The 16,755-nt window shown below is 59.9% G+C and carries 17 protein-coding genes; 7 read left to right on the top strand and 10 right to left on the bottom strand.

The annotated features are described in order from the left end of the window. The first annotated feature begins 1 nt into the window (after position 1). On the top strand, positions 2-2,086 hold the full coding sequence (locus BLU28_RS05145) for a hypothetical protein (protein WP_077987387.1): 2,085 nt from the start codon (positions 2-4) through the stop codon (positions 2,084-2,086). An 89-nt stretch (positions 2,087-2,175) separates the two neighbouring features. After that, the gene (locus BLU28_RS05140; protein WP_004442995.1) at positions 2,176-2,589 is read left to right on the top strand and encodes a GNAT family N-acetyltransferase; all 414 of its coding nucleotides are present in this window, start codon (positions 2,176-2,178) and stop codon (positions 2,587-2,589) included. 19 nt (positions 2,590-2,608) lie between these two features. On the opposite strand, the gene BLU28_RS05135 is transcribed toward BLU28_RS05140, so the two are convergent. After that, positions 2,609-3,562: a LysR family transcriptional regulator gene (locus BLU28_RS05135; protein ID WP_004442997.1), complete on the bottom strand. Its 954-nt coding sequence runs from the start codon at positions 3,560-3,562 to the stop codon at positions 2,609-2,611. Between the two features lie 86 nt (positions 3,563-3,648). On the opposite strand from BLU28_RS05135, the gene BLU28_RS05130 reads away from it, so the two are divergent. Then, positions 3,649-4,614, top strand: a complete 966-nt coding sequence (locus tag BLU28_RS05130) for an MBL fold metallo-hydrolase (protein ID WP_077987386.1) — start codon at positions 3,649-3,651, stop codon at positions 4,612-4,614. 56 nt (positions 4,615-4,670) lie between these two features. Here BLU28_RS05130 and BLU28_RS05125 read toward each other — a convergent pair whose 3' ends face one another. Together BLU28_RS05125 and BLU28_RS05120 are read right to left on the bottom strand one after the other, a co-directional pair. Further along, a complete protein-coding gene (locus BLU28_RS05125; protein WP_077987385.1) occupies positions 4,671-5,984 on the bottom strand; it encodes an MFS transporter in 1,314 nt (437 codons plus the stop codon). A gap of 336 nt (positions 5,985-6,320) precedes the next feature. Continuing rightward, positions 6,321-6,890, bottom strand: coding sequence for a GNAT family N-acetyltransferase (locus BLU28_RS05120; RefSeq protein WP_077987384.1), 570 nt, complete (start codon positions 6,888-6,890; stop codon positions 6,321-6,323). 295 nt (positions 6,891-7,185) lie between these two features. Here BLU28_RS05120 and BLU28_RS05115 point away from each other — a divergent pair, with 295 nt between their 5' ends. Next, entirely contained in the window at positions 7,186-8,178 is a 993-nt protein-coding gene (locus BLU28_RS05115) for a glutathione S-transferase family protein (protein ID WP_077987489.1), read from the top strand. 15 nt (positions 8,179-8,193) lie between these two features. On the opposite strand, the gene BLU28_RS05110 is transcribed toward BLU28_RS05115, so the two are convergent. Then, entirely contained in the window at positions 8,194-8,685 is a 492-nt protein-coding gene (locus BLU28_RS05110; RefSeq protein ID WP_004443008.1) for an NUDIX domain-containing protein, read from the bottom strand. Positions 8,686-8,750: 65 nt separating this feature from the next. Between BLU28_RS05110 and BLU28_RS05105 the strand changes: the two genes are divergently transcribed. Continuing rightward, a complete protein-coding gene (locus BLU28_RS05105) occupies positions 8,751-9,716 on the top strand; it encodes a metallophosphoesterase family protein (RefSeq protein ID WP_004443010.1) in 966 nt (321 codons plus the stop codon). 201 nt (positions 9,717-9,917) lie between these two features. On the opposite strand, the gene leuA is transcribed toward BLU28_RS05105, so the two are convergent. The 4 genes from leuA to BLU28_RS05085 form a co-directional block, all read right to left on the bottom strand. Further along, positions 9,918-11,627: a 2-isopropylmalate synthase gene (gene leuA / locus BLU28_RS05100; protein WP_077987383.1), complete on the bottom strand. Its 1,710-nt coding sequence runs from the start codon at positions 11,625-11,627 to the stop codon at positions 9,918-9,920. A 317-nt stretch (positions 11,628-11,944) separates the two neighbouring features. After that, positions 11,945-12,187 carry a type II toxin-antitoxin system BrnA family antitoxin gene (brnA, locus tag BLU28_RS05095; RefSeq protein ID WP_004443014.1) on the bottom strand — a complete coding sequence of 81 codons (243 nt, stop codon included), beginning with the start codon at positions 12,185-12,187 and terminating at the stop codon, positions 11,945-11,947. After that, a complete protein-coding gene (locus tag BLU28_RS05090; RefSeq protein WP_077987382.1) occupies positions 12,147-12,437 on the bottom strand; it encodes a BrnT family toxin in 291 nt (96 codons plus the stop codon). The genes brnA and BLU28_RS05090 overlap by 41 nt, the downstream gene beginning before the upstream one ends. A 36-nt stretch (positions 12,438-12,473) precedes the next feature. Continuing rightward, a complete protein-coding gene (locus BLU28_RS05085; RefSeq protein WP_004443018.1) occupies positions 12,474-13,652 on the bottom strand; it encodes a benzoate/H(+) symporter BenE family transporter in 1,179 nt (392 codons plus the stop codon). A gap of 274 nt (positions 13,653-13,926) precedes the next feature. Here BLU28_RS05085 and BLU28_RS05080 point away from each other — a divergent pair, with 274 nt between their 5' ends. Continuing rightward, positions 13,927-15,009 (top strand): esterase-like activity of phytase family protein, encoded by a 1,083-nt coding sequence (locus BLU28_RS05080; RefSeq protein ID WP_077987381.1) that lies wholly within the window; start codon positions 13,927-13,929, stop codon positions 15,007-15,009. Positions 15,010-15,088: 79 nt separating this feature from the next. Here the strand turns inward: BLU28_RS05080 and BLU28_RS05075 are convergent, their stop codons facing one another. Both BLU28_RS05075 and BLU28_RS05070 read right to left on the bottom strand, forming a co-directional pair. Next, the gene (locus tag BLU28_RS05075) at positions 15,089-15,733 is read right to left on the bottom strand and encodes an NrsF family protein (protein ID WP_034498755.1); all 645 of its coding nucleotides are present in this window, start codon (positions 15,731-15,733) and stop codon (positions 15,089-15,091) included. After that, positions 15,730-16,278 (bottom strand): sigma-70 family RNA polymerase sigma factor, encoded by a 549-nt coding sequence (locus BLU28_RS05070; RefSeq protein ID WP_006699438.1) that lies wholly within the window; start codon positions 16,276-16,278, stop codon positions 15,730-15,732. The genes BLU28_RS05075 and BLU28_RS05070 overlap by 4 nt, the downstream gene beginning before the upstream one ends. A gap of 182 nt (positions 16,279-16,460) precedes the next feature. Here BLU28_RS05070 and BLU28_RS05065 point away from each other — a divergent pair, with 182 nt between their 5' ends. Continuing rightward, entirely contained in the window at positions 16,461-16,703 is a 243-nt protein-coding gene (locus BLU28_RS05065) for a pentapeptide MXKDX repeat protein (RefSeq protein ID WP_077987380.1), read from the top strand. The last annotated feature ends 52 nt before the right edge of the window (positions 16,704-16,755 follow it).

Genomic DNA, 16,755 nt, shown 5'->3' with positions numbered 1-16,755 from the left:
CATGACATTGACCTTCGCCCCCTTCCTGCCGTGGATCGTGATCGCCATTCTGGCCGTCGCAGCACTTCTCCTTTCCTTCATCGGCCTGTGGCGCGGCGTGCGTGGCGCATGGCTGCGCGGGCTGGCGCTCGCCGCCCTGCTTGCCGCAATAGCCAATCCGCTTTTGACACAGGAGGAGCGCGAGCCGCTTTCCACTATCGTGCCTGTCATCGTCGACCGCTCGCAGAGCCAGGACGTGCAGGACCGGCCGCAGATGACCGACACGGCGCTCAATGCGCTGAAAGACCGGCTGTCCCGTTTCCCACGCATCGAGCCGCGCATCGTTGAAGTGCGCGATAATGGTGAAAGCGATTCGCCCTCGACCCAGCTTTTTTCGGCCTTGTCCTCCGCCGTTTCCGATGTGTCGCCTTCCCGCGTGGGTGGCGCGATCTTCCTGAGCGATGGCCAGATTCACGATATTCCCAATGCCCTGCCCAACGCCGAGCAGGCGCTCGGCTTCCGCGCGCCCGTGCACGGCCTGATCACGGGCAAGGCTGATGAGTTCGACCGCCGTATCGAAATCGTTCGCGCCCCGCGCTTCGGCATCGTCAATGAGGAACAGCAACTGACGCTGCGCGTCTTCGATGACGGACGCCCGGCAGGCGGTGGCGCGGCTGAGGTGACGGTGAAGATGAATGGCGAAGAGATCGCCACACTACAGGCGACACCCGGTCAGCCGACGCCGTTCCGCTTCAAGGTCCCACGCGGCGGCAACAATGTCATGGAATTTTCCGTCGCCGAAATCCCGGGCGAAGTGACTGTTGCCAATAACCGCGCCGTTCATCTGATCGAAGGCATCCGCCAGAACCTGCGCGTGCTGCTCGTCTCCGGCGAACCGCACGCCGGCGAACGGGCATGGCGCAACCTCCTGAAATCCGACGCCTCGGTCGATCTGGTGCATTTCACCATTCTGCGTCCTCCGGAAAAGCAGGACGGCACGCCGATCAACGAACTCTCGCTGATCGCCTTCCCCACACGGGAGCTGTTCGTCGAGAAGATCAATGATTTCGATCTCATCATCTTCGATCGCTACCAGCATCGCGGCGTGTTGCCGATCCTCTATTACGATTACATCGCCCAATATGTCGAAAAAGGCGGCGCGCTGCTGATTGCCGCCGGGCCGGAACATGCCGGTCAGGATTCGATCGCCATGACGCCGCTCGCCTCCGTCCTCCCGGCGCAGCCGACCGGTCAGGTGCATCAGGCTGCCTTCTATCCGCGTCTTTCGGAAGCGGGCAAGAAACACCCGGTCACCCGCGGGCTAGAGGGATCGGGCAATGAGCCGCCGCAATGGGGCCGCTGGTTCCGCACCATCAGCGTCGACCCGCCGCAGGGCCAGACCGTGATGCTGGGCGATGGTCAGGACCCGCTGCTGGTGCTCAACCGCCAGGGTGAAGGCCGTGTCGCCATGCTGCTGTCGGATCAGGGCTGGCTCTGGGCGCGTGGTTATGAGGGCGGCGGCCCGCATGTGGCGCTTTACCGCCGCATCGCCCACTGGCTGATGAAAGAACCCGAGCTTGAGGAAGAGGCACTGACAGCGCGCGCCAACGGCCGCACCCTGCAGATCACCCGTCAGACCATCGGTGACGATCCCGGTCAGGCCAGCGTGCGTTTCCCTTCCGGCAAAACCGAAAACATGGCTTTCACCAGCAGCGAGCCCGGTCTCTACAGGATCGAACGCCGCATGGATGAAACCGGCCTGTTCGAAATCAAGAACGGCGATTTCACCACCCTCGTCCATGTTGGCGCGGTGGACGCACCCGAATTCAAGGCGATGATTTCAACGACCGAAACGCTGAAGCCGCTGGCAGATGCCACCAAAGGCAGCGTGCACCGTGTCGCCGATAATTCCGGCCGGGTCGCACTGCCGGATATATTGCCGGTCCGCGGCGATATCAGGGTTGCCGATGAGGATCGCATGCTGATACGCATGACCGACGAGACGGTGCTGAAAGGCGTCAACACCCTGCCGCTCTTTGCAGGTTTCGCCGGGCTAGGCGCGTTGCTGCTTGCCTTCTCCGCTCTATGGTGGCGTGAAGGCCGGTAAGGGCGTTCCAGCAAAGATCGTGGGGCCTTCCCCTCGTCTCGGCACGTAAACGGGAAACGGCCACCGCCCGGCGGCCGGGGAAGATAAATATGAATTTCGTTTTAAGCGATGCCGCCGATCCAGAGGCCGAAAAAGCCATCCGCGATCCTCTGGTGGCCTATAATCTTGCTCGTTTCGGCGAAAGCGACAAACGCGACATTATCATCACCATCCGCAATGACGACAATGAGGTCACCGGCGGCCTGGTGGGCCACACCGCCCGCGGCTGGCTTTATGTGCAGCTTCTTTTCGTGCCGGAGACGATGCGCGGACAAGGCACGGCCGCGAAACTTCTGGCCATGGCCGAAGACGAGGCGAAAAAGCGCGGCTGTATGGGCGCCTATATCGACACGATGAACCCGGATGCGCTGAGGACTTACGAGCGGTACGGTTTCACCAAGATCGGTTCGCTTGGGCCACTCTCCAGCGGCCAATCCATCACCTGGCTGGAAAAACGGTTCTAGAGCGCCGGCCACGCAAATTTCAGGCGGCGATGCCCGACACCTCGCTGTCGACCGTGCGTCCCATGGTCTCGCGAATCTGTTGACGCAGCCACACGGCTCCCGCATCCGCATCGGTCTGCAATGTCCAGACCATGGCGACAGGCGGGAAATTCAACGTCACCGGCACCGGGCTCACTTCCAGTCCCAGCATGGGCGCATAACGCTGAGCAATGCGCGAAGACACGGTCGCCAGCACGGCTGAGGAGCGCGCCGTTGCCAGCACGGAAAGAAAATCCGGCGCAGCGGCGACGACGTCGATTTCCAGTCCGGTCAGTTCCAGCGCGTCCTTGATACAGCCATGCAGACTGTCGGTCTGTGATATGACCGCGTGCTTGGCCGACAGATAGGCGTCCAGTCCAACGGGATTGGGCAGATCGAGCAGAGCCGGGTTGAAGCAGCAGAGCACGCTGGAAGAATAAAGCGGTTCGCAATGGTGCCGCTGTTCCTTCGAATAGGTGCATCCGACAGCCATGTCGATCACGCCCGTATCCAGCATAGCGGTGATTTCCTGCTGTTGCCCGTTGCGCGCAAGGATACGGATACCGGGTGCGATCTCGCGCAGCCGCGCGGACAGATCCGGCAAAAGCAGCAGCTCCACCTCACTGGACATGCCGAGCCGGAACGTCCGCCGCTCGGTCGCCGGATCGAACACATCAGCCGTCAGCACCGCCGCCTGCGCTTGTCTCAGCGCCTGGCGTACCGGCCCCGCCAGATTGAGCGCCCGCGCCGTCGGCTTCATTTCCTGCCCCACGCGAATGAACAGCTCATCCTGAAACAGTGTGCGCAGGGTGGAGATATTATGGCTCATGGCAGGTTGCTGGATTTTCAGCCGCCGTGCCGCGCGCGTGACGTTCATCTCTTCCATCATCGCATCGAAAGCGACGAGGAGATTGAGGTCGAAGGAACGGAGATTGAAATGATCGATAGTTTGCATAAGTCACATCGATTTGATTGCTAACCTGCCTACACTTAACTGGAGATCGGAAAGTTTCAAGACATTCCTAAACCCAGGAGCCTTCAATGCCATCACGTCGCTCACTTCTCAAAGGCGCCGCCAGCGCCCTCATCGCCGCCCCCTTTGTTACGCCCTCCGTCGCATTTGCCAAGGCACCGCTTGTCGCCACGCAGGCGCCCGGCTTCTACCGGCTGATGGTCGGCAAGGTGGAAGTTACTGCGCTTTCGGACGGCGTCATTGCGCTGCCGCTTGCCAAAATCTACACCAACACCACACCGGAACATGCGACGAAGGCGCTTCAGGATGCGTTCCTTCCGGAAGAGACGCCTACGTCCGTCAATGCGTTTCTCGTCAACACCGGTGACAGGCTGGTGCTGATCGATGCCGGCACCGGCTCCTATCTTGGCCCAAGCCTCGGCAGGCTCGTCGCCAATATCGAAGCCTCGGGCTACAAAGCGGATGAGATAGATGACGTCGTTCTCACCCATATCCATACAGATCATTCCGGGGGTCTCTCCGCGGATGGCAAGCGCGTCTTCGCTAACGCGACCCTGCGCGTGAACAAGCGCGAAGCCGCTTTCTGGCTCGATGAGGCGAAGGCCAAGGCAGCACCGGAGGCGCTGAAGAAGGGCTATGCCGAAGCCAAAGAAAGCATCCAGCCCTATATCGATGCCGGCAAGTTCGAGACGTTCGGCGACAATGCCGCGCCGGTTCCCGGTCTCGGCTCAGTCCTTTACGCCGGCCACACGCCGGGCCACAGCGGCATCGTTCTCGAAAGCAACGGCCAGAAAATCGTCTTCTGGGGCGATATTACCCATGGCGATATCCTCCAGTTCGATGAACCTGATGTCGCCGTCGCATTCGACGTCGATCAGAAGGCAGCCGTCGCCACGCGTGATCTGGCATTTAAACAGGCGGTGGAAGGCAAATATCTGGTGACAGGGGCGCATATCGCCTTCCCCGGCATCGGTCATGTGCGCACCGACAGCACCAATTATGATTGGCTGCCGGTGAATTACACGACGCTATAAAGCCGAACAGAATGGCCTGATCCTCAAGGGTCAGGCCATCGTCCCGCACTAACACCCTATGTCAGCGCCACCTGGCGCGTTTCCGCATTGATCATCGTCGCCGCAATGGCGGCCAGTACCAGCAGCCCGGCAAATATGCCGATCGCGACACCAAAACCCTGCGCAATGGCATAACCGAGGAGTGATGGCGCCAGCAGGCCGCCAAGCCGCGCCATCGCCCCTGCGGCACCCATGCCGGTTGCCCGTGATTCCGTCGGGTAAAGTTCCGGCGTGAATGCATAGAGAGCGCCCCAGGTGCCAAGCAACGCAAAGCTCATGATGAGAAGCGAGGCGGCAATCATCGCACCGCCGGAAGCAAGCGTGAAAAGCAGGCACCCGAGCGCGGAGAGCAGGCAGAAGCCGATCAGCGTCGGCTTGCGACCCCACTTTTCGACACCATAGGCCGCAAGCGCGTAACCGGGGATCTGTGCCAGCGCCACCAGCACAAGGAAACCATAACCGCGCACGAAACCGAAGCCATCTCCCGCCAGCTTCGCCGGCATCCAGGTGAAGACGCCGTAATAGGAAACGGAAACGAGAAACCAGATGGCGAGGATCATGATGCTGCGTTGGCGCAGCGCCGGTGAAAATATCCCCTGCCCCTTGGACACTTCAGGCTGGAAAAGCCCTGTCCCGGCATCGAGCGGGGCGCGGCCATTCGTGACCAGCATATGGTTGACGACGGCCTTTGCTTCCTCCGACCGACCCGTGCGCAGGAGATAAAGCGGCGATTCCGGCACGAGAAAGCGAAGGCCAAGGCCGAGGACAGCCGGGAACGCGGTTACGGCAAAGATATATCGCCAGGCATCGGCAACACCGGCAAGGCTGGCACCCCAGGCTGCAAGCGCCACGATCAGCGTCCCGACAGCCCAGAAACCTTCCAGAAAGACGAGCCAGCGCCCACGATTCCTGGCGGGCAGGAATTCCGCCATCATCGCATAATCCACCGGCAGCGTGCCGCCCACGGCGGCCCCGGTGAGAAAGCGCAGGACAAGCAGAATGGTGAAATCCGGCGAGAATATCGAAAGCACGCCGAACAGGGCATCACAGGCCACCGTGACGATCAGCACCCGGCGACGGCCGTAACGGTCCGCCAGCCGCCCGAAACCCGCAGCACCCAGCAACATGCCGAAAAAGAACGCTGTTCCGGTCTGCAGCGCCTGCGGCACCGTCAGCCCAAAGGTTGCGGCAATGGAGGCCGCAGTGAAACCGACGGCCAGAACCTGCATGGCATCCGCCGCCCAGACGAGGCCGAATATGCCCATCAGCCTGCGCTGATAGGCGCCTGCACCCGCGCGCTCCAGCGCATCATTCATGGTGATTGCCGTCATGCCTCGTCCCTTCGCAAAAACCGACTTTCACTTGCTATCGTATGGGGGGAGGAAACGGAATTGAATTCTGTGGAGGGAGACGCGTTGTTTCGAAACAGGCTACTGGAAGAAGATTTTACCAGACAAAAAGATGTGCACGGCAGTCTCGATGTTTGCCATAGCGCGCAACGCCCCTTCCGTCATCCCGGCCTCGAGCCGGGATCCAGTCACGGCGCGTCTGCGCCGTGGGAAGAGTCCTTTTCAGCCCAAAGACTTGGCCTGGCTGGATTCCGGCTCAAGGCCGGAATGACGGGGCTTATGTTGCGCTAAGAAGCAAAAAGCTCTTCGGATATCCCGTCACCCGTAAACCCGAAGAGGCGCCTCGAAACCCTCATCTTCCACTGTCGCGGCCGGCATCACGGCCTCGCATTTGCGCCAGCCGATATTGCCCTTCAGCCGCTGGTGCACGTCATTGCCAAGCGGCACGACCAGCACCCGGTTCGGATCAACCGGCCCCGGAAAATCAAGCGCCGCATAAGCGACTTTCTCGAACCCGAGCGGCATGTAATAGGGCGGATCGCCGATCAGTATCACGGCTTCGGAGCCCTTGCGCCTTGCCGCCGCGATGGCGATCCGGACGAGTTCCCGGCCGATGCCCTTGTTCTTGTGAGAGGGCCGAACCGCAAGCGGGCCAAGCATATGACCCTTCACACCGCCTGCCAGAACCGGCGTCATGCGCACCGAGGCAATCGTCTCGCCATCATCGGCGCAGACGAAGGAGAGCGACCGGTCATGCGGACCCTGCTCGCGAATGCGCGCTGCCGCACGGGTGTGCCGGCCGGGGCCAAATGCTTCTTCGTTGATGACTTCGATGATGGCGTCGTGCGACGCGTCCTCGGTGAGGTAGACAAGATCGTGCTTGGACATGAAGAGACCGAAACTTCCAGAATGCGGATGCGACAATAGATGACAGCTGCGCCGGTTAGGGCGTTCAGGAGCGTCAGCGTCGTCGGAGCATCCGTAGTTCGATCATAATCAAAAATTTCCTCAGATTTGTGAAAATCGCAATTATCAGGAAAATAACGACCCGTCCAGAACAAATCTCGTCGCCGCCCCATTCCAGCTCTGCAGCACGGAAACGCATTGTTCAATGCCTTGCGGGTTCGCGACAACGAGTGAAACGGGTAGGATTGCCGCCAAGGAAACAATCAAGGAGATCGTCATGGGCATGCTGGTGGAAGGCGTATGGAAAGACGTCTGGTACGACACCAAGGAAACCAAGGGGCATTTCAAGCGCAGCGCCTCGCAATTTCGCAACTGGATAACGGCGGATGGCGCACCCGGCCCTTCAGGAGAAGGCGGCTTCGCAGCGGAGAAGGACCGTTACCACCTCTATGTCTCCTTCGCCTGCCCCTGGGCGCACCGAACCCTGATTTTTCGCAAGCTGAAAAAGTTGGAAGAGCTTGTTTCGGTCTCGGTTGTCGACCCTTTGATGCTGGAAAACGGCTGGGAATTTAAGCCTGAAGGTGAGCGGACGCCAGGTGCGACCGAGGATCACCTCTTCGGTTCATCCGCGCTCTGGCAGGTCTACACCAAAGCAGATCCCAAATATTCCGGCCGCGTGACCGTGCCGGTGCTCTGGGACAAGAAGCGCGGCACCATCGTTTCCAACGAATCGGCGGAAATCATCCGCATGTTCAACTCCGCCTTCAACGGCCTCACCGGCTCGCAGACCGATTATTATCCCGAGACGTTCCGCGCCGAAATAGACGCGTTGAACGACGTGATTTACGACACCGTCAATAACGGCGTCTACAAGGCTGGCTTTGCCACAACGCAGGATGCCTATCAGCAGAATGCGGTCAAGGTCTTCGAAACGCTGGACATGCTGGAAGACCGGCTGAAGCACCGCCGTTTCCTGTTCGGTTCGGAGCAGACGGAAGCGGACTGGCGCCTGTTCACCACGCTGGTTCGGTTCGACCCCGTCTATGTCGGCCATTTCAAGTGCAATATCCGCCGCATCCACGACTATCCGCACCTCACGGGTTACCTGCGCGATCTTTACCAGACGCCGGGCGTGCCTGACACGGTCGATATGCGCCATATCAAGGAACATTATTACCGCAGCCACCGCACCATCAACCCGACAGGCATCGTGCCCATCGGCCCCGAGCTGGACCTGACAAAGGCCCATGGCCGCGACTCGCTTTCCTGACGAGGGTGGACACTGCTACCAGTGATCGGCGAGCGCCGCCTCGCCGGCAAGTTCTGCAAGGCGGCGGCGGGTTGCGGCTGTCACTCCTTCGGGCAGATTTGAAAGATCGAAAAAGCCGCTTTCGGCAATTTCATGATCCGGCTTTTTCGGCTTGGTCTGGGTAACCTCAAGCCGATAAAGCGCGACATGGTCGCGATTGCTGCCTTCCAGATTGAGATAAACATGGAAAAGCTCAGGCTTTGACGTGGCTTCGAGATTGCCTTCCTCCCGAATTTCCTTGTGAAGCGCCGCGAGCAGGGTTTCACCCCGCTCCACCCCTCCACCCGGCAGATACCAGCCCGGCAGATAGGTGTGGCGGACGAGGAAAATCCTGCCGGTTCCATCATAGCAGGCGGCACGCACGCCAAGAGTTGCGCCGCGCGTGAACAGAAAAACGAAATGCAGCAAACGAATGAAGACGCGCATATGGAACGGACGGGCCTGCCGCCCGGTTGTCTCGTCATTCACCCTGTTTCTCCCCGCCTGCCGGCTTTTGTTGGACGTGCGGCATATCATAGGTTATCTCTGCCGCCATGTTCAAACTTGCGCATATTTCAGACGTCCATTTGGGGCCACTTCCAAAACTCACTTTTCGCGAACTTGCATCCAAGCGTATCACCGGTTTCGTCAACTGGCATCGCAACCGCCGCAAGCATCTCTTCACCGATACGCTGGAAAAGCTGCTGGACGATCTGGAGACAAAATCACCGGATCATCTGGCTATCACCGGCGATCTCGTCAATCTTGCGACCGGCATTGAAATTCGCGCCGCCGCCGACTGGCTGGAAGAGGTGGGTGACCCCGAAAAGACCTCCGTCGTTCCCGGCAATCACGACGCCTATGTGTCCGGCGCGCATGACAAGGCCATGCAGGCCTGGTACCCCTATGTTCGTGGCGATGGCGACCCTGCCGAGTGGGACGACGACCGCAAGATATTCCCCTATATGCGCGTGCGCGGCCCCATCGCGCTGATCGGCTGCTCCACATCGATTGCGACGCCACCTTTCTCGGCCACCGGCTATTTCGGCAACCGGCAGGCGCGCGCCACGGCGGAACTGTTGAAAAAAGCCGGGGAACAGGGGCTGTTCCGCGTCGTGATGATCCATCACCCGCCGATCCGTGGCGCCGCTCCAACGCACAAGCGCATGATCGGCATACGCCGTTTCGCCGCGGCGCTTGGCGTCGGCGGTGCGGAGCTCGTGCTGCATGGCCATACACATTTGAACACAGTCTATTGGCTGAACACGCACCATGGTGAAGACCACATTCCCGTGGTCGGCATCGCCTCTGCCAGCCAGGGGCCCGGTGGAGAAAAACCGCGCGCGGCCTATAATCTCTTCAACATCTCCGGTGGTCCCGGCACCTGGAACGTGACCTGCGAGCGGCACAGCCTCAATGAGACGGCAACGGGTGTCGCGCTTGAGGATATCAGGGTATTTTATGAAAACGGCCGGCCGCTGGGGTTCTCGCGGCCTGCGGAGCAGAGCCCGGAGGAGTAAACCTTAGCGCGTGCAGCTTACCCCCCTCTGTCCTGCCGGACATCTCCCCCTCAAGGGGGGAGATCGACTCGTGGCGATCTTTCGGTCATCTCGACCTTGGCAAACGAGGCTATGTTAGTGCTTCCTGCTGATCTCCCCCCTTGAGGGGGAGATGCCCGGCAGGGCAGAGGGGGGTGCTTTGCCCCACCCTCAGTGCAAGCCTTACTTCACACGCTCTTCCAGCACTCGGTTGGCCGCAGAAACGATCGCTTCCAGCGAAGCCGCCACGATATTCGTATTCACCCCTGCTCCGAACAGCTTGCCGCCCGGATGTTCCATCTCGACATAAGCGATGGCCGAGGCATTCGAGCCGTGCTGCAGCGAGTGCTCGGAATAATCGTTCACCGAGAGATCAATGCCGAGATAAACCGACAGCGCATTGATGAACCCGTCGATCGGACCGGTCCCCTTGCCTTCAATGCGCTTCACCTCACCATTGTCGGTGATCTCCGCGGCAACGATGCGCACGCCCTTGAAATCGCCGGCCGGATAGGTGTGGTGATCGACGAATTTGAGGCGCGCATTCGGCTGCGTCACGTAGCGCTCGATAAAGCGCTCATAGATGCGCTTGGCCGGCAGCTCGACACCCTCTTCATCGGTGATGCGCTGGATATCCTCGCGGAACTCCACCTGCAAATTGCGCGGCAGGTTGATGCCGTAATCCTGCTGGAGGATATAGGCGATGCCACCCTTGCCGGATTGCGAGTTGATGCGGATGATCGCCTCGTAGGAGCGTCCCACATCCTTTGGATCGATCGGCAGATAGGGCACTTCCCAGACGGGATGATTGGCGACCTTGATCGCCTTCATGCCCTTGTTGATGGCGTCCTGATGCGAGCCGGAAAACGCCGTGTAGACCAGTTCGCCCACGTAAGGGTGGCGCTCGGGGATCGTCATCTCGTTGGAATATTCATAGACCGCCTTGATGCGCTCGATATCGCGGCAGTCCAGCTCAGGGTCCACACCCTGCGTATACATGTTCAGCGCCAGCGTCACGACATCGACATTGCCGGTGCGCTCACCATTGCCGAACAGGGTGCCTTCAACGCGGTCCGCACCCGCCATCAGGCCCAACTCGGTCGCCGCAATGCCCGTGCCGCGGTCATTGTGCGGGTGAAGCGAGATGATGACGTTTTCGCGGTTGTCGATATTGCGGCACATCCATTCGATCTGGTCGGCATAGATGTTCGGCGTCGCCATTTCCACCGTCGATGGCAGGTTGAGGATCAGCTTGTTGTCGGCCGTCGGCTTCACAACCTCGACCACGGCGTTGCAGATTTCCAGCGCCACTTCCAGCTCGGTTCCGGTAAAGCTCTCAGGCGAATATTCGAAACGGTAACCGCCGCCGGCCTTGGCCGCCATGTCGGTGATCATCTTGGCCGCATCGACCGCGATCTGCTTGATACCGTGCACATCCTTGCCGAACACCACGCGGCGCTGCAGTTCCGATGTCGAATTGTAGAAATGGATGATCGGCTTGTTGGCGCCTTCCAGCGCTTCGAAGGTGCGGGTGATCAGTTCCGGGCGGCATTGCACCAAAACCTGCAACGAGACGTCATCGGGCACATTGCCCTCTTCCACGCACCAGCGGGCGAAATCGAAATCCGTCTGCGACGCGGAAGGGAAACCGATCTCGATTTCCTTGAAACCCATTTCGAGCAGCAGCTTGAACATGCGGGCCTTGCGGTCGTGACCCATTGGGTTGACCAGCGACTGATTACCGTCGCGCAGGTCCACCGAACACCAGATCGGCGCCTTGGTGATCGTGTTGGAAGGCCAGGTGCGGTCGGGGATGTTGATCGTGGGATAAGGGCGATACTTCACGCTCGCGTCGGTCATGCCCTTGGAAACAGTGGTGGTCTTGGCGTCCATGTCGCTTCCTCCTTGCGCCATCCGCGGGCTTATTCAAGCCATCGGCGGATGCGCGGCCCTTGAGGGCCTAAATCCAGTATAAATGAGATTTCGAGATGAGGAGCGTTTGCACCAGCGGGCTTTCGGCCGCCGGGCGCTCCTCACTGGACCCGGCAACCGCGTGTAAGGTCGAGGCTAAGAAGCGAGAGTGCACCGCACGACGAGGCCTTCGCAGAAATCTGCGCGCTCATGCCGGAAATGGTTGCGATGCTGTTACTCATGGCGATGTGTATAAACAGCGGCTGGCGGTCTGACAAGTGATCTTGTGCGGTGCAGGCCTATTTTGCGTGTCGGCCGATCTCAAGCCTTTCCGCGATCCACAATTTGACAAGCGACTGCCGGGTCACCCCAAGTCTCCGAGCCTCATTGTCCAGGTCGTTGACGACCCACGTCGGAAAATCGATGTTGACACGTTTGGGCTCGATATTCAGATGCCGCGCCGTTGTCCAGTCGAGATACTCACCGATGTCCTCGCCATCATCAGCCATTCTGTCGAATTCTTCTGCGCTTATTGTCTTCATAATGATGCCTCTCTAATTCACGGGCGCGCCGAACGGAAATGATTCGAATACGCCCATCCCGCGGCGTATGCACTGCGAGCCATAATTTGCCGCCGAGAAGAGCGATGAGCGCAAACCGCTCTTCACCGACGCCCAGCGCGGTAACGGTCAAACCGAATTTGTCGTGCCACAACGCCTGAGCATCGACAAAATCAATCCCGTGCTTGTCTTTATTGCCAGCGCTCTTGGCCGGATCAAATTCGAATTCCATGAGAATATAATATAAAAACTATACCATTTCCACTATCTAACCACGCCTTACCAACCGTTGCAACGCCATCATCAACCCGCCGCCGATCAAGCCCCAGAAAGCACCGGAAACGCCGCCGAAGGAGAGGCCGGAGGCCGTGATGAGGAAAGTGATGGCCGCAGCCTCGCGGGTTTCGGGGTCCTTGAACGCGGCGACCGCGGAGCCGGAAAAGGCGCCGACCAGCGCCAGCCCCGCCACCGCCTGAATGAGGATGGGCGGCGCAAGCGCTACGAAGGCCGTGACCACGCCGGCTAGCAGACCGAAAATAATATAGCCGACACCGCCGATGATCGCCGCCCAATAGCGCCGCTTTGGATCAGGATGGGCATCCTCGCCCGCGCACATCGCCGCCGTTATTGCCGCAAGATTGACCGCATGGCCGCCAAAGGGCGCGGAAAGCAGCGAGAAGAAGCCGGTCGCGGCGAAAAGCGGGCCGGGCTGCGGATCGTAGTGATTGACCTTCAGCACCGCAATGCCGGGAATATTCTGCGAGGCCATGGTGACAATGAAGAGCGGCAGCGCGATGGAGACGACGGCATGCAGGCTGAAGACGGGTGTTACCCATTCCATCGGCGGCGTCAGCGATTGCGCGACGCTATCGAGCGCACCCGCCGGAATATCGACGCCGAAAATCATCACCAGCACGAAGGCGGCAAGGGCCGCAGGTACTGCAAACAGCCGCCTGAAAGCCCCCACGACAATCCACGCCAGAATGATCGGCAGGCCAAGCGCCGGGTTGAAGCCGATCGCCTTGATCGGGGCGAAACACAAGCCGATGATGACACCCGACAGCATGGCATTGGCGAGTGGCGCCGGAATGGAGGCAACCGCCCGACCGAGCGGCTTGAACAGGCCGGCAACGATGATCAGGACGGCGCAGACAATGAAGCCGCCGACAGCCGCAGGAAAACCGCCCTCGATCACGCCCGTCGTGGCCAGAAGTGCGGCGCCCGGCGTCGACCATGCAATGCTGACCGGCAGCCGGGTGGCGACGGAAAGAACGATGGCGCAAAGCCCCATCGCCACCGAAAGTGCCATCAGTCCCGACGCGGCCTCGAAATCGGTCGCGCCCACGGCTTTGAGGCCCTGCAGCACGACGGCAAAGGAACTGGCGAAACCGACAAAGGCGGTGAGGCAGCCCATGAACAGGCTCTGGACGGAAAAATCTCTCAGCATGAAGCACTCTGCGGCCTGCTGCCCGTCGCAAGAAACCGCAGCGATCTGCACTGGCGACGGACACGAACAAATTTGAAGCGTGAAGCGCGAATCTGAAGATAGCAGCACGCTCTGGATGAAGCATGGCTATATTCAGGATCAAAAAAGACGGGGCTTGGCAAGATGAACCGCCGGACTTCGGGTACGCCGGCATGGAAAACGTCATCAAAGTTTAGCGGCAGCACGCTAATCCTCCCTGCATCGCAACGGATCATCCGCCACAGGAGGGAGCTTCATGTTTCGTATCGTCACCACTGCAGCCCTGGGTTTTGCAGCCCTTCCGGCGGCTGCCCAGACCCTGCCGCAGCCGGCCTTTCTGGGCCAGATCGTCGTTCCCTCCGGCCTCGCCATCGATGGCGTCACCTTCGGCGGGATCTCCGATCTCGCTTTCGACAGCGAAACCGGGCGTTATCTCGCAATTTCCGACGACCGCGTGGAAAAGGGCCCGGCCCGTTATTACGAGCTGGAACTGGCGGTGTCGGAAGGCGTCGCCACCCTCAATATCGCCGCCATGCATGAATTGAAGGATGAGACCGGCGCGGCCTTCGCTCCCAAAGGCATCGACGCGGAAGGCATCACACTCGACCGCAAGGGCGGCAAGCTCTATTGGTCTTCGGAACGCGACCTGAAAAACCAGCCGGCGATTTATGTGTCAAACCTCGATGGAAGCGATGTCAAACGGCTGGCGCTGCCCGACGCCTATCTCATCGATGACGCGAAGACCAGGGGCGTGCAAAACAATCTTGGCTTCGAAGGCCTGACGTTGACACCTGGCAGACTTATCGCCGCTACCGAAAATGCGCTCACTCAGGATGGTCCGAAGGCGACGCCGCAGGCGGGCAGCCCGGCCCGTATTCTCGTCATCGATACCGCGACCCTGAAGCCGGTCGCTGAACATATCTATGTGACGGAGGCGATCTCCAACACACCGACAGCCGCCGAGCCGAAATACAATGACAATGGCCTCTCCGCTCTTGCGGCCCTGCCGGGCGGCCGCCTCGTCGCCGTCGAGCGCAATTTCGCCTCCGGGGTCGGCAACCATATCCGCTTCTTCGTCGTCGACCTCTCCCGCGCCGAGAATATTCTCGGCAAGGACAGGATCGATCCGGCATCCGTGGCCGCCGTTTCCAAATCGGCATGGTTCGAAATCAGGGAAGGCGACTTCGGCCTCGACATAGACAATATCGAAAGCCTTGCTTTTGGACCGGTCGTGGATGGCAAACAGCTCTTTTTCATCGCCTCGGACGATAATTTCAACCCGGGCAAGCAGTTCACCCAGTTTGCAGCCTTCGCAGTGCCGGCAAACCTCGGTCAGTAACACACGATAAGGATAGTGCCGGCCCCTGACAGCCCACAGCGCCGGCATGAGCGGACACGACACAACAGGAAACCTGCCTTCACCAGCGGAGAAGACGTGAACCGGCGAAGGCCCCGATCAGACCGGTGAGGAGAATACCCAGCGAATACCAGATCAGCACGAAGGCCAGGCCGTTTTCGCTGCAGAACCAGGAATAGACCCAGGCTCCGGCCGCTCCGGCCGCAAGTCCCGCAGCAAAACCTGCCAGGGCGGGATCGGCAGGAGCAGATCGTTTGAGAGCGGCAAAATTCGCAAAAAACACCGGAACAGAAAAGGCGACGATCAAGAGCGGGCAATGCAGAGCTGAAGAACCCAGGATGAGCCTGCGGTAGGCTTCAGGCAGGGCAAATCCCAGCTGCACGAAGGCCATCACCGCCATTGCCGAAACGATCACCGCGATCCCGACAAACAGGCAGCTTCTTTCTCCCTCCGGCCGGGCAAGACGCCTGACCGCGAAAAAAGCGACCATCGCCAGCAGGGCATTGTAGAAAGACTTCACCCAGAAAGCTGGCTCGCTCACCGCATCCCGCATATCGCCGCGCGGTCCCAAAATGATGAACATCAGCAGAAGTGAAACGCCAAGCGCCGGCAGGGCTGCAAAGGCCAGCCGACGCTCGAGCGCAAAAGCCGGAACGGGCCTGAGATCTGCTGCCAGTCGCTCGATAATATCTTCCGTCTTCTTCACGTGTCGCCTCGCAACTTCGCCGCCAGGGTTTTTAATGTCCTGTGAATGCCGACTCGTGCCGCAAGCTCGGTCTGGCCGGTTTTTTTTGCCGCTTCGGCAATGGACTGCCCTTCAAGCTTCACGCTGCGAATGAGCTCGCGTTGCCGCTCCGGCAAATCCTCGAGCAACCGTTCGACATCCATCCGCGCGGTGACGGCGTCGACAGACCAATCCGCCTCCAGGGTCTCATCCAGCTCCACCTCCCCCCGCATGCGCGCGCCCCTGCCGCGATAGTGATCGATGAGCTTGTAGCGCGCTATCGAAAAAAACCAGGCCGTGAACGGTCTTGAGCGATCATAGGTCGCCCGCTTCGCATGCAGCGACAATAGCGTTTCCTGCACAAGATCTTCCACTTCTGCCCTTGAAGCGGCGCCCATGCGCCGACCGTAGTAAGCAGTCAGCAGCCGGCGCAGGGCATGAAGCAAATGCCTGTAGGCGCCTTCGTCCCCGTCGAGGGAACGCAGCATCAGCGTCTTTAAAGTGTCTTCTGAAAGGCTGCCTGTCATTGTCACTATCGGGTTATTCGCGGTCGGCAGCATATTGTTACACGGTGGTTTGAAAAATCTCGCCCGAAGATGTTGTCACAAACGTGTGAAGCTGTAACGACCGCCCATTTCTCCCGAATGGACAATCGTGATCCCCGACATGATGCCGGCGGACATTCGATAACGTCCAGAGGAGACCCTTCATGACCCGCATTTTCACCGCCGTTGCCGCCGCCTCCCTGCTCTCTACTGTTTCCCTCACGGGCATCGCCCATGCCGACGGCATGAAGACCGACCCCACGAAGCCCGACGCGATGAAAATGGAGACGATGAAAAAAGATGGCATGTCCGTGACCGGCAAGAAGGCCTGCATGCACAAGGCCGGTATGGAAATGGACAAGATGAAGAAAGCCGACATGATGAAGGCCTGCGATATGATGAAATAACAACGGCCCGAAAGGAAAAAGCCCGCATCGGTTTTCACCGATACGGGCTTTA

This window comes from Agrobacterium pusense, assembly GCF_900102105.1.
GTDB lineage: Bacteria > Pseudomonadota > Alphaproteobacteria > Rhizobiales > Rhizobiaceae > Agrobacterium > Agrobacterium pusense.
This window is presented reverse-complemented; position numbering and strand designations above follow the sequence as displayed.

Coding starts and splice junctions, on each gene's coding strand:
- BLU28_RS05145 (WP_077987387.1), top strand. CDS start 2: ATGACATTGACCTTCGCCCCCTTCCTGCCGTGGATCGTGATCGCCATT.
- BLU28_RS05140 (WP_004442995.1), top strand. CDS start 2,176: ATGAATTTCGTTTTAAGCGATGCCGCCGATCCAGAGGCCGAAAAAGCC.
- BLU28_RS05135 (WP_004442997.1), bottom strand. CDS start 3,562: ATGCAAACTATCGATCATTTCAATCTCCGTTCCTTCGACCTCAATCTC.
- BLU28_RS05130 (WP_077987386.1), top strand. CDS start 3,649: ATGCCATCACGTCGCTCACTTCTCAAAGGCGCCGCCAGCGCCCTCATC.
- BLU28_RS05125 (WP_077987385.1), bottom strand. CDS start 5,984: ATGACGGCAATCACCATGAATGATGCGCTGGAGCGCGCGGGTGCAGGC.
- BLU28_RS05120 (WP_077987384.1), bottom strand. CDS start 6,890: ATGTCCAAGCACGATCTTGTCTACCTCACCGAGGACGCGTCGCACGAC.
- BLU28_RS05115 (WP_077987489.1), top strand. CDS start 7,186: ATGGGCATGCTGGTGGAAGGCGTATGGAAAGACGTCTGGTACGACACC.
- BLU28_RS05105 (WP_004443010.1), top strand. CDS start 8,751: ATGTTCAAACTTGCGCATATTTCAGACGTCCATTTGGGGCCACTTCCA.
- leuA (WP_077987383.1), bottom strand. CDS start 11,627: ATGGACGCCAAGACCACCACTGTTTCCAAGGGCATGACCGACGCGAGC.
- brnA (WP_004443014.1), bottom strand. CDS start 12,187: ATGAAGACAATAAGCGCAGAAGAATTCGACAGAATGGCTGATGATGGC.
- BLU28_RS05090 (WP_077987382.1), bottom strand. CDS start 12,437: ATGGAATTCGAATTTGATCCGGCCAAGAGCGCTGGCAATAAAGACAAG.
- BLU28_RS05085 (WP_004443018.1), bottom strand. CDS start 13,652: ATGCTGAGAGATTTTTCCGTCCAGAGCCTGTTCATGGGCTGCCTCACC.
- BLU28_RS05080 (WP_077987381.1), top strand. CDS start 13,927: ATGTTTCGTATCGTCACCACTGCAGCCCTGGGTTTTGCAGCCCTTCCG.
- BLU28_RS05070 (WP_006699438.1), bottom strand. CDS start 16,278: ATGACAGGCAGCCTTTCAGAAGACACTTTAAAGACGCTGATGCTGCGT.
- BLU28_RS05065 (WP_077987380.1), top strand. CDS start 16,461: ATGACCCGCATTTTCACCGCCGTTGCCGCCGCCTCCCTGCTCTCTACT.